This window comes from Nucisporomicrobium flavum, from assembly GCF_016464385.1.
Taxonomy (GTDB): domain Bacteria; phylum Actinomycetota; class Actinomycetes; order Mycobacteriales; family Micromonosporaceae; genus Actinoplanes; species Actinoplanes flavus_A.
Window position 1 is genome coordinate 294,380 of the sequence record NZ_JADMLH010000001.1, and the last position, 11,354, is coordinate 305,733.

General features: G+C 73.3%; 11 protein-coding genes. 2 read left to right on the top strand and 9 right to left on the bottom strand.

The window, feature by feature from the left end; translation table 11 throughout:
• Positions 1-4 precede the first annotated feature (4 nt).
• Positions 5-367 (top strand): GntR family transcriptional regulator, encoded by a 363-nt coding sequence (locus IT780_RS01450; protein ID WP_199509509.1) that lies wholly within the window; start codon positions 5-7, stop codon positions 365-367.
• 9 nt (positions 368-376) lie between these two features.
• On the opposite strand, the gene pepN is transcribed toward IT780_RS01450, so the two are convergent.
• From pepN to IT780_RS01485, 7 genes are all read right to left on the bottom strand, one after another.
• Complete coding sequence (gene pepN, locus IT780_RS01455) at positions 377-2,884, bottom strand: aminopeptidase N (RefSeq protein ID WP_199509510.1); 2,508 nt, start codon at positions 2,882-2,884, stop codon at positions 377-379.
• Between the two features lie 61 nt (positions 2,885-2,945).
• Positions 2,946-3,134: a (4Fe-4S)-binding protein gene (locus tag IT780_RS01460; RefSeq protein ID WP_307830991.1), complete on the bottom strand. Its 189-nt coding sequence runs from the start codon at positions 3,132-3,134 to the stop codon at positions 2,946-2,948.
• A gap of 8 nt (positions 3,135-3,142) precedes the next feature.
• Positions 3,143-4,369, bottom strand: a complete 1,227-nt coding sequence (locus IT780_RS01465; protein WP_199509512.1) for a cytochrome P450 — start codon at positions 4,367-4,369, stop codon at positions 3,143-3,145.
• A gap of 100 nt (positions 4,370-4,469) precedes the next feature.
• The gene (locus IT780_RS01470) at positions 4,470-5,408 is read right to left on the bottom strand and encodes a DUF3626 domain-containing protein (RefSeq protein WP_199509513.1); all 939 of its coding nucleotides are present in this window, start codon (positions 5,406-5,408) and stop codon (positions 4,470-4,472) included.
• On the bottom strand, positions 5,405-6,250 hold the full coding sequence (locus IT780_RS01475; RefSeq protein ID WP_199509514.1) for an undecaprenyl-diphosphate phosphatase: 846 nt from the start codon (positions 6,248-6,250) through the stop codon (positions 5,405-5,407). The genes IT780_RS01470 and IT780_RS01475 overlap by 4 nt, the downstream gene beginning before the upstream one ends.
• 54 nt (positions 6,251-6,304) lie before the next feature.
• Positions 6,305-7,273 (bottom strand): tyrosine-type recombinase/integrase, encoded by a 969-nt coding sequence (locus tag IT780_RS01480; RefSeq protein WP_233412041.1) that lies wholly within the window; start codon positions 7,271-7,273, stop codon positions 6,305-6,307.
• Between the two features lie 13 nt (positions 7,274-7,286).
• Positions 7,287-8,879, bottom strand: coding sequence for an ABC-F family ATP-binding cassette domain-containing protein (locus IT780_RS01485; protein ID WP_199509516.1), 1,593 nt, complete (start codon positions 8,877-8,879; stop codon positions 7,287-7,289).
• Positions 8,880-9,116: 237 nt separating this feature from the next.
• Between IT780_RS01485 and IT780_RS01490 the strand changes: the two genes are divergently transcribed.
• The gene (locus IT780_RS01490) at positions 9,117-9,650 is read left to right on the top strand and encodes a hypothetical protein (RefSeq protein WP_199509517.1); all 534 of its coding nucleotides are present in this window, start codon (positions 9,117-9,119) and stop codon (positions 9,648-9,650) included.
• 52 nt (positions 9,651-9,702) lie between these two features.
• Here the strand turns inward: IT780_RS01490 and IT780_RS01495 are convergent, their stop codons facing one another.
• Both IT780_RS01495 and IT780_RS01500 read right to left on the bottom strand, forming a co-directional pair.
• Positions 9,703-10,569, bottom strand: a complete 867-nt coding sequence (locus IT780_RS01495) for a sigma-70 family RNA polymerase sigma factor (RefSeq protein ID WP_199509518.1) — start codon at positions 10,567-10,569, stop codon at positions 9,703-9,705.
• A gap of 125 nt (positions 10,570-10,694) precedes the next feature.
• Positions 10,695-11,309 (bottom strand): response regulator transcription factor, encoded by a 615-nt coding sequence (locus IT780_RS01500; protein ID WP_199510033.1) that lies wholly within the window; start codon positions 11,307-11,309, stop codon positions 10,695-10,697.
• Positions 11,310-11,354 lie beyond the last annotated feature (45 nt).

The following is an 11,354-nucleotide window of genomic DNA, read 5'->3' on the forward strand; positions in this document are numbered from 1 at the left end:
GGGCATGGACATCACGATCGACGCGGGTTCGCCGGTGCCGCCGTACGAGCAGGTCCGGTTGCGGATCGCGGCGCTGGCCGCCGACGGGACGCTGGCGGCGGGCACCCGGTTGCCGCCGGTGCGCACGCTGGCCGCGCAGCTGGGCCTGGCGGTCAACACGGTGGCCCGCGCCTACCGGGAGCTGGAGCAGGCCGGGCTGGTGGAGACCCACGGCCGGGCGGGCACGCTGATCACCGCGGCGGCGGCCGGGACGCCGGTCGCGGCCCGGAAGGCGGCCCAACGGTACGCGGACGAGACAAAATCCCTCGGACTGACACCGCAGGCGGCCTTGGCGCTGGTCGAGGCCGTTCTCCGCCGTCCGGGCTGAACGTCGTGGTCAGGCCTGCGCCCGGGCCCGCAGCATCCGGACCAGGACGGCGGCGCGGGCCTGCAGGTTCTTCGCCGCCATCGGCGGCATGCCGGGCCGCCCGGCGGCGGCCGCCGCCCGGGCCGGGAAGCCGGCGTCCACGCCGTGGCGGGGGAACAGGTGGCGCACGACGGCGAGGGTGACCGACAGGTGGCTCGCCCCGAGGGAGGCCAGCTCGCCCAGGAACCGGTCCGGGTACGGCCGCAGCACGTCGGCGTGGGCCGGATCCCAGAAGGCCCGCCCGATCGGGCGCAACGCGCTGGGCGGCACCCGCCGCTCGCCGAACACGGCCCGCCACACCTCCTCCTTGGCGGCCGGCTCGGGTGAGGCGGCCCGCACGGTCAGCGCCGAGTGGATCGCGTCGGGGTCCGGGTCGCGGCGCAGCTGCCGCTCGACCGCCGCGGGGTCGTGCCGGCCGACGGCCGCCAGCCGGGTGAGCCAGCGCCACCGCAGGTCGATCGAGTCGCCGACGGGGCCGTCGAGCTCGGCGAGCCGGTCGGCGGTGGTGGCCAGGGCGATGGCGGCCTGCAGGCCCGCGGTGCGGGCGGCGGCGTCGCCGGCGCGTCCGGCCAGGGCGAGGCAGGCGGCGCCGAGGTGTTCCCTGGCCTCGACGGCGGGACCGGCCCAGTCCACCGCGACCGCGACGGAGGTCCGCAGCAGGTCGTCTCGGACGATGGGGTCGGTCTCGAGCGGGAGGGCACCGGCGGCGTACCCGATGAGGTCGGCGGGGGCGAGCAGCCCGTCCTCGAGCAGGTGCCACAGAATGATCCGGGTCAGCGCCCGGCTGTCCGCGCCGGGCAGGTGGCGGCCGTGGCCGAGCAGGAGCTTCAGGGAGGCGGCGTCGGGGCGTACCCGGGCGAAGGTGAGGTCGTCGTCGTTGATCAGGATCAGGTCGGCGGCCGGTTGCCCGGCGAGCCCGGCGATGGGCTGGGTCGCGGCGGTGGTCTCGACGGGGAGGCGGTGGCGCCGTACGGGCCGGTCGTCGCGCAGGTCGTAGACTCCGGCGGTCAGGCGGTGGACCCGCCGTGCCGGCCGGTCGGGCGGTGGTGTGGTGGTGACGGCGACCTCGCGGTAGCGGCCGTCCGGGCCGGTCTCGCAGGCGACGGTCAGCACGTCGGTGCCGGCGGTGCGCAGCCACCCGTCGGCCCAGCCGGACAGGTCCCGGCCGGCGGCGCCACCGACCGCGGCGAGCAGATCGGTCAGCGTGGCGTTGCCGTACGCGTGGTCGGCGAAGTAGCGGGCCAGCCCGGCGACGAAGGCCGCCTCACCGACGTACTCGGCGAGCTGGCGCAGCAGGCTGGCACCCTTGCCGTACGTGATCATGTCGAATGCGGCCTTGGCGTCGGCGGCCGTCGCGATGTCCTGGTGGATCGGGTGGGTGCCGGGGCCGGCGTCCTCGGTGTACCCGTCCTCCTTGCGGGAGCCGAGGAACCAGCGCCACGCCCCGGTGTACGCCGTCGCCTGCTCGGCGGCCCACAGCGCTGCCCAGTCCGCGAACGACTCGTTGAGCCACAGGTCGTCCCACCAGCGCAGGGTGACCAGGTCGCCGAACCACTGGTGGGCCATCTCGTGCAGCAGCACCACGGCCCGGTCGTAGCGCTCGGCGGCTGTGGGGACCGTGCGGTGCAGGTAGCGGTCGCTCCAGGCCACGCAGCCCCAGTTCTCCATCGCCGCGCCGGGGAAGTCCGGGCAGAAGACCTGGGTGTACGTGCGCTGCGGGAACGGTGACGCGAACCGGTCGTTGAAGAACCGCAGCCCGCGCCCGGTCAGGTCGAACAGCTCGCCGGCCTGCTCGTCGAGGTGGGAGGCGAGGCTGCGGCGGCTCAGCAGGCGCAGCTCGTAGCCGTCCACGCTGCGCCGCACCTCGTGGAACGGCCCGGCGCACACCGCGGTGACGTACGGCGACAGCCGCGGCGTGTCCTCGAAGACCCAGGTGCGGGTCGTCCCGGCGTCGGTGCACGAGGCCGCGGCGGAGTTGGACACCACCGACCACGCGTGCGGGGCGTGCACGGTGAACGCGAAGACGGCCTTGAGGTCGGGCTGGTCGAAGCAGGCGAACACGCGCCGGGCGTCGTCGGGTTCGAAGCTCGTCCACACGTAGACGTCGCCTTCGCCGTCGCCGGAGTCGACCGTGCGGTGGATGCCGGCGCGCTGCCCGGTGCGGGTCATGGTGGCCGCGACCTCGAGCCGGTGCTCGCCGTCGAGCGGGGGCAGGTGCAGCCGTTCGCCGTCGAACGCCCCGGGTGCCAGCGCGACGCCGTCCAGCCACGCGTCGGCCGTGTCGGCGATGACGTCGATGAAGGTCGCCTCGCCGGGGTGCCGCGCGGTGAACGACACTGTGCTGCGGCTGTGCAGCACCGGGCCGTCGAGCAGGCCGGTGAGGTCCAGGTCGACGTCGTAGCGGTGGACGGTCAGCGCGGCGGCGCGGTGGCGGGCCTCGGCCACGCTCAGCGTCGCCTCCTGGCGGTCGGTCTGCATGTCTCCCCCATCGGCGGCGCGCGACATCAACCGCGGCCACTGTAGAGGCAACGTGCACGGCTCAGGTGGTGGTGACGGTGATCGCGCCGGCGGGGCACATGACGACGGCGCGTTGCAGGAGCTCGGGGTCCACGCCGTCGGGCTGTGGCTGCAGCACGACGACCACGCCGTCGTCGTCCTGGTCGAAGACGCTGCCCAGGGTCATGACGCAGTTGCCGGCGCCGATGCAGACGTCACGGTCGGCGCTCACGCGGGCGCTCACCACGTCACCGGCATTTCCGCGAGGCCGTACACGATGGACATCTCCCGTTTGGGCAGCGCGGCCGGGTCGGCGGCCAGGGCCAGGCCCGGGAAGCGCCGGGCCAGGCGGGTCAGGGCGATGCGCAGCTCGGCGCGGGCCAGGGGCTGCCCGATGCACTGGTGCACGCCGAAGCCGAACGCGACGTGCTGGTGCGCCTGCCGGTACGGGTCGAACTCGTCGGCGTCGTCGAACACCTCGGCGTCGCGGTTGGCCAGCGACAGCAGGGCGGTGGCGGGTTCGCCGGCGCGGATGAGCCGGCCGCCGATCTGCACGTCGCGGATCGCCTGGCGGGGCAGCCCGGTCCGGATGATCGTGAGGTAGCGCAGCAGCTCCTCGACGAGGGTGTCGGCGTCCGCGTCGGTGCCGTCGCGCAGCCGCTGCCACACGGCGGGGCGTTGCAGCAGCAGGAGCACGCTGAGCCCGATCATGTTCGCGGTGGTCTCGTGCCCGGCGATGAGCAGCAGCAGCGCCATGCCGATGAGCTCGCCGATCTCGAGCTCGCCGGTGCGGACCCGGTCGCTGACGAGCCGGCCGAGCAGGTCGTCGCCGGGGCGGCCGCTGGTGCGCTTGGTCTCGATGAGCCCGCCCAGGTACGCGCGCAGGCTCGTGGCGGCGTCGCGTACGGCGAGCGGGTCGGCGCCCTGGTCGAGCATGACGGCGCTGCGCTGCTGGAAGAACGCGTGGTCGGCGTACGGCACGCCGAGCAGGTGGCAGATGACCAGCGACGGTACGGGCAGCGCGAACGTGGCGACGAGGTCGGCCGGCGGTCCGGCGGCTTCGAGGGCGTCCAGGGCGCCGTCGACCACGTCACCGATGAGCGGCTCGATCCGCCGGACGTTCTTGATCATGAACTCGGGGGTGAGCATGCGCCGCAGCCGCAGGTGTTCCTCGCCGTCCATGCGGATGAACCCGCCGCGGCGGTTCTGCGGGGTGGCCGGCGGCGGGGTGCGCAGCAGCGGGAACCCGGGCCGGGTCATGTCGGCGCTGAACGCGTCGGAGCGCAGCATCTGCTTGACGTCGGCGTGCCGGGTGATCAGCCACGTCCAGCCGCCGGTGGGTAGCCGTACCCGGGTGACGGGCCCGTCGAGGCGGCGCCGGTCGGCCGGGGTCACCGGGGTGAACGGGTCCTCGTCGGGGCTGCGGAACGGGAACAGCGGGAGGCGGTCGGTCAGCACGTCGGCCACGGCGGCGCTCCTGACGTTGCGGGGAGTACTGGTTCGCAAGCGCTACGTTAACGCCGGATCGGGCATAGGACAACGAATGTCGATGAATCTCCTCGCCCGGTCATCCGCGTCGCGCGTGGCCCCGGATCACGAGGATGTGCCACAGGTACTTCAGCAGCTGCAGCACCGTGGCGTGGTCGCCGAACCCGGCGAAGTCGCCCGTACGGTGGCTGGCCGCGCCGATCACGGCCGCGTCGATCGGGCCGGGGCCCAGGGCGCGGGCCAGCCGCTCGGCGTCGGGTCCGCGCAGCTGCGCGCCGAACCCGGCGGCGTCCAGCACGAAACCCGGATGCCACTCCAGTGGGGCGATCGTGGCCAGGTGCCCGGCGGTGGGCGTACCGGCGAATGCGGGGTCGCAGACGATCGCCTCGACGTCGGTGGCCAGGTCGACGCCGCCGTGCACCTGCGCCTCGACGTAGTCGTCGAGGGTGCGGCCCGGCTCGCGACGCGGCGCGGTGAGCGCGGCGATCCACTGCGGTGCCGCGGCGGCGTTCACGCCCAGCGCCTGCCCGGTGCGCTCCACCTGCTCGAGCAGGGCCGCCCAGATGCCGCCGAACGCGTCGGCGGTGCCCACGATCTCCGGTTCGGTGACGCTGTCGCCGTGGCTGTACGTGGCCCGCTCGGCGGCCGCCGCCCGCAGCCGCAGGTGGCAGCTGCCGAACCGTGGCGCCGCCCCGTCCGGGTGCCCGGCCAGGTTGAGCGCGCCGTACACGGGCCGCCCGGCGCTGACCTCGCTCGGGTACGCCCCGGCGAACATGCGCTGCTCCCACCGGTCCCGGTCGCCGCCGGGGTACGCGGTGAGCCCGCCGTTGGAGATCCGCGTCTCGAACTGGCTGCGGTACACACCCTCGGCGGCCAGGTGCTCGGCGACCGTACGCCCGTCGCCCAGCAGCCGGTCCGGGTGGAAGTTGATCGTGATCCGGGCCGCCGGCACGGGCAGCCGGCCGGCGGCGCCGAGCGCGCGCACGTGCGCGACCGCCCGCGCCGCCCCCGGGGTCACTTCGGGTCGATGGCGCCGGTCGCCAGCAGCACCATCAGCAGCGCGCCCAGCACCAGCCGGTAGCCGATGAAGATCGAGTACGAGTGCCGGGCGATGAACTTGAGCAGCCACGACACCGCGAACCAGCCGACGATGAAGCTGACCACCGTGGCGGTGATCGTGGCCGGCCAGCCGACGCCGCCGTTGGCGGTGGAGATGCCGTCGTACTCCTGGGCGGTCTGCAGCACGGTCGCGCCCAGCAGCGCCGGGATGCTCAGGAAGAACGACAGTTTCGTCACGGTCACCCGATCGAGGTCGCGCAGCAGGCCCGCGGTCATCGTCGCGCCCGAGCGGGACACGCCGGGGATCAGCGCCAGGCACTGCACCGTACCGATGATCAGGGTGTCCTTCCAGGTGACGTCCTCCTGGTGGCGCACCTGGGTGGCGGCGTGGTCGGCGAACCACATCACACCGCTGTAGAGGATCAGCGCGCCCGCGACGAACCACAGGCTGCGCAGCGTGGTCTCGATGGTGTCCTGGAACAGCAGCCCGATGATGCCGATCGGGATCGAGCCGAGGATGACCGCCCAGCCGAACCGGTAGTCGGCGTTGCCGCGCTGCTCGCTGCTGAACACCCCGCGCAGCCACGCCGTGATGATCCGGATCAGGTCGTGGCGCAGGAAGATCACCGTGGCCAGCACCGCGCCGGACTGGATGATCGCCGTGAACGCCGTGATGTCGGGCGCGTCGATCCGGTAGCCGAGCAGCTTCTCCAGGATGGTCAGGTGGCCCGTGCTGGAGATGGGCAGGAACTCGGTGAAGCCCTCCACCGCGCCCAGCAGCACCGCTTCGATGATGTTCAACCCAACCCCGTCCCGAGATCGACAGCCCGACCGCGGTCGAGGATAGGGGGTCGCTCAGGCGCCGCTGCGACGGACCCGCGCCGCCGCGATCGTGTACGCCGGGTCACGGTCGAGGTTGTGCCGGTCCCGGTCGTAGCGGCGGGTGGTGCGCGGATCGGCGTGACCCATCGCGTCCTGCACGTCTTCGAGGGGCACCCCCTCGGCGCGGGCCGTCGTGGCGAACGCGTGCCGCAGTGAGTGCGGCGACAACCGCTCCCAGCCCGGTACGCCGGCCTCCCGCGCGAGCCGCCGGACCAGCCGGAACACCGCGTGCCGGTCCAGGCGGGCCCCCGAGGCGGTGACCAGCAGCGGCCCGTCGAGCCGGTCCGCGGTGGTGCCCTGCGCGGCCGCGCGCTGCGCCAGGTACGCGTCCAAGGTGACCGCGGCGTACGGGGTCAGCGCCCGCCGCCGCGGCTTGCCGCCCTTGCCGACGAACCGCACGCTGCGGTGCCCGCGCTCGACCCCCACGTCGGCGACGTCGAGGCCCACCAGCTCACCGACACGCAGCCCCAGGTCGGCCAGCAACGCGATCGCCGCGTGGTTACGGGCCGCCGCCGCTCCCGTGCCGGCCTGCGCGGCGGCCAGCACCGCGTCGACCTCCTCCGGGCTCAGCCCGACGGTGGCCGAGTGGTCGCGGGACACGAACGGCCTGTCCGCGCCGGCCACCGGGTTCGCGTCGACCGCCCGCAGTTTGACGAGGAAGTCGTACCAGCTGGACAGCCCGGACAGCTTGCGCGCCACCGTCGCCGGGGCCAGCTCGGCCGCCTCCAGGCCGCGCGCGTACGCGTTGACGTCCAGGAAGGACGCCCGCAGCGGGTCCACCTCCCGGGCGGCGCACCACGCCAGCCACGCCGCCACATCCCGCCGGTACGCGTCGCGGGTGTGCACGGACAGCCGCCGGTTCTGCAGCCACGCCTCGGTGACCTGCTCGGCGCTGCCGCCGACCGCGACCGCGCCGCCGCTCTGCCGGGGTACCAGGGACATGCCCGCCATGATCTCAGCCGGCGTGCACCCGAGCGTGCTCGACATGCCAGGTGCGGGTGTGCCCGATCGCATCGGCGAACCACCGGTCGTGGGTGACCGTCACCAGCGTCCCCCGGTACGCCCGCAGCGCCTCCTCCACCACGTCGAGCGCGTCGAAGTCCAGGTAGTTCGTCGGCTCGTCGAGCAGCAGCACCCGCGCCGGGCTGTTGACCATGACGGCCAGCAGCAGCCGCCGCAGCTCCCCCGCGGACAGGCTGCGCACCCCGGCGGTCCACTGGTCGGGGCCGAACTGGTGCCCGGCGAGCAGCGCCTCGGCCTCGTCGGCGTACACCGGCACCCGCGAGCGGAAGAACTCCACCACCGTGGCGTCCGTACGCAGGCCCGCGTCGGTCTGCGGCAGCACCGCCACCGGCACTCCCGCCTGCGCCTGCAGCTCGCGCAGCAGTGTCGTCTTGCCGGAGCCGTTGCGCCCGGTGACCAGGATCCGGTCGCCGCGGCGCACGTCCAGGTCGACGCCGTCGAGGACCACCCGTTCGCCCCACTTGACGGTGAGGTCGCGGACGGCGATCAGCGGCTCGCCGGGCTGCGCGTCGTCACCGGGGAACGCCAGGGTCAGCGGCGGGCGGGTCCGCGGCTCGCTGATCCAGCGCACCGACTCCATCTGCCGGCGCAGCCGCCGCTCGCGCACCTTCGCCTTGCGGGCCACCTTGCGGGCGATCCGGCGCAGGTGCGGCGCCTCCACCCCGGACCGCACCGTGGTCTCCACGAACACCGACTGCGCCTTCGTACGCTCGATGTCGTCCTCCCAGCGGCGGCGGTCCTTCTCCTGCGCCTCGTAGTCCAGCAGCAGCTTCTGCCAGCGGCGCGTCTTCTCCCGCCGGTACGCCGCGTAGCCGCCGCCGGGGTAGTCCTGCGGCTCGTCGTGGATGCCGTCGAGCTCGATGACGTGGGTCACGGCGGTGTCCAGGAACGCCCGGTCGTGGCTGACCGCGAGGACCGCGCCGGCGTACCCGGCCAGCCACTGCGCGAGCCACGCGGCGCCCTCAGCGTCGAGGTGGTTGGTGGGCTCGTCGAGCAGCAGCACGTCCGGTTCGTCCAGCAGCGCCCGGGCCAGCAGCAGCCGCGCCTGCTCGCCGCCGCTGACCTCGTCCAGCGGCCGGTCGTCGTCCAGGTGGGCGATGTCCAGGCGCAACCGCACCTCGGCCAGCCGGGACTCGGCGGTCCAGCCGCGCAGGGTGCTCCACCGGTCCTGGGTCTCGCCGTACGCGGTCAGCACGTCACGGCCCTGCGCGAGCTCCCGTTCCAGGCGGCGCATCCGCGCGGTCACCTCGGCCAGCTCACCCAGCCCCGCGGTCAGGAACCCACCCACCGTGGCGTGCCCGGCGACCACCTGCTGCGGCACGTACCCCACGCGGGTGCCGGGGCCGCGCACCACCGTCCCGGACGCCGGGGGCAGCTCCCCGGCCAGCGCACGCAGCAGGGTGGTCTTGCCGGCCCCGTTGGGGCCCACCACCCCCACCCGGTCACCGGCGCCGAGCACCAGGCCGAACCCGGTGAACAGCGGATCACCGTCGTGGGAACAGCTGAGCGAAACGGCTTTGAGCACGCAGACCTCCGCGGAAATGCAGACACCGACACGGGTACGGCGACCAGCACGCGCGCGGACAGTCAGCGGCGCGTGGCGGGTCGGGTCGGTATCACATGGAAGCGTCGGCTCCTACGGGGTTCGGCGATGCTCATCGGCCACCCTGCCCGGCTCCGTACCGGCCCGCAACCGCTTTTCCGATGAGCTGCGGCCGCCCACTACCATCCCCCGGGATACAGCGGACACCGGAGGATGGGTATGGCGGTGCTGACGACAGTGGGACAGGTGGCGGACCGGGCGTCGGAGCTCGGCATCGCCGTAGTGGCCGGGCAGGACGAGGACGACCTGCGCGATCAGCCGGTGTCCTGCTACGGCGAGGACCTCGCCGGAGCGCTCCTCAGCATGATGGAGGAATGGGGCCCCGGCGTGCGGGTACACCCGAAAGTGGACACCCTCCTGACGGGCTATCGAGAGCTGTTCGACCGGTTGACCGCCAGCAGCGGAGGCGCGGTGACCATCACCGACGTGGAACTCTTCGAAGAAGCCGGCGATGAGCGCATCCGGATGCTGGTCAACGACGACGAACTCGTCTGGCATCTGGAGCATCGATCCGACCGGTACATCGACACGCTGATGATCGCCGAGATCGCCGACCGACTGACGCCGCGCGACAGCACGGATCCGCGGGTTTTCGTCGACATTGCGCACAACGGCGAAGGGTTCGGGCTCATCTTCGCCGATCCGGCGGCCCTGTCGATCCTGCTCCGGGAACTCGGAATCGAGCACGCCTGACGACGGGCCGCCACCGTGACCCGGCGGCGGCCCGTCGTCAGGCTCGTACGACTCAGGCGGCGTACGCCATCGCCTTGTTCGTGCCCTGCGCGTCCGTCACGGCCAGCCGCGACGCCATCGTCGACCGGCTCGCGATCTGCGCCGCGTACGCCGCCCGGCGCCGCGCCACACACCCGTCACCCTTCGCCGCCGCCGTGTCCTGCTGCTCCATGTGCCGGCCCAGCCCGTCACGCAGCAACGCCAGCGCCTCGGTCCGCAGCTGCGACACCCGCGACTCGGTCACCCCGAGCTCCGCCGCCACCTCCGACAGCGGCCGCTCCTGCAGGAACGACGCCTCCACCACGAACCGCAGCCGCTCCGGCAGCACCGCCACCGCGTCGTGCAGGTACCCGATGCGCTCACGGTGCAGCAGCATCTCCTCCGGGTTCAGCGACGCCTCCGTCACCATGTCCTCAGCCGTGCCCGCCGAGAAACCCTGCAGCGACAGCACCGCCGCGCGCTGCACGTCGTCATCCACCGCCGCCAGCTCCGAGACACCCACACCCAGCAGCTCCGCCAGCTCCGTCGGGGTCGGCGTACGCCCCAGCTGAGCGGTCAGCTCCTGCCGTGCCACATCGGCGCGCCGCGCCCGGGCCCGCACCGACCGGCTCGCCCAGTCCATGCCGCGCAGCTCGTCCAGCAGCGCACCCCGCACCCGGACCGCCGCGAACCGGCCGAACGGGATGCCACGCTTCGCGTCGAACGCCTTCGCCGCCGTCACCAGCGCCGCGTACCCGGCCGAGGCCAGATCGTCACGGTGCACATGCGCGGGAACCTTGAACAGCATCTCCCGGACCAGGTGCCCCACCAGCGGCATGTTCTCGCGGATCAGGCCCTCCAGCTCACGGCTGACAGTCTTCGGCGCGGTCGCTGCGGACATCGTGTGTTCCCCCTCGTATCCCGTCTCCCGGTGACGGCTCACCGGCTGACAGGGGGAACTTTTCGTGTCTCAGGGTGCAACCAGCGGTCACCCACGGTTGCTGATCGGTTGTAGCCGGAAAAAGCCTAAAGTGTCAGCAGCCACCCGTTGTCCCGCGCCAGGCGCACCGCCTCGGCCCGCGTCCGCGCACCGGTCTTCCCGATCGCCGACGACAGGTGATTACGCACCGTCCCCTCCGAAAGATGCAGCTCACGGGCAATGTCCGCGACCGTGCCGCCGTCCCGCGCCGACCGCAGCACCTGCGTCTCCCGCTCCGTCAACGGCGAATCCCCCTGCGCCAGCGACTGCGCCGCCAACCCCGGATCCACCACCCGCAACCCCTCATGCACCCGGCGCACCGCATCCGCCAACTGCCGCGCCGGGGTGTCCTTCACGACGAACCCGCTCGCCCCCGCGGCCATCGCCTGCCGCAGATAACCGGCCCGCCCGAACGTCGTCACCATCAACACCCGGCACCCCGGCACCGCCCGATGCACCTCCCGCGCCGCCGCCACCCCGTCCATCCCCGGCATCTCCACATCCAGCAACGCCACATCCACCGCATGCGCCCGGACCGCCGCCACGACCTCGTCGCCGCGACCCACCTCCGCCACCACACACAGGTCCGGCTCCAGATCCAGCAACGCCGCCATCGCACCCCGCACCAGCGCCTGATCATCAGCCAGCAACACCCGGATCACTGAACGTTTTTCACCGTGGCGGGGCCGCGCCGGCCCGTCGCCGGT

Coding starts and splice junctions, on each gene's coding strand:
- IT780_RS01450 (WP_199509509.1), top strand. CDS start 5: ATGGACATCACGATCGACGCGGGTTCGCCGGTGCCGCCGTACGAGCAG.
- pepN (WP_199509510.1), bottom strand. CDS start 2,884: ATGCAGACCGACCGCCAGGAGGCGACGCTGAGCGTGGCCGAGGCCCGC.
- IT780_RS01480 (WP_233412041.1), bottom strand. CDS start 7,273: ATGTCCCTGGTACCCCGGCAGAGCGGCGGCGCGGTCGCGGTCGGCGGC.
- IT780_RS01490 (WP_199509517.1), top strand. CDS start 9,117: ATGGCGGTGCTGACGACAGTGGGACAGGTGGCGGACCGGGCGTCGGAG.
- IT780_RS01495 (WP_199509518.1), bottom strand. CDS start 10,569: ATGTCCGCAGCGACCGCGCCGAAGACTGTCAGCCGTGAGCTGGAGGGC.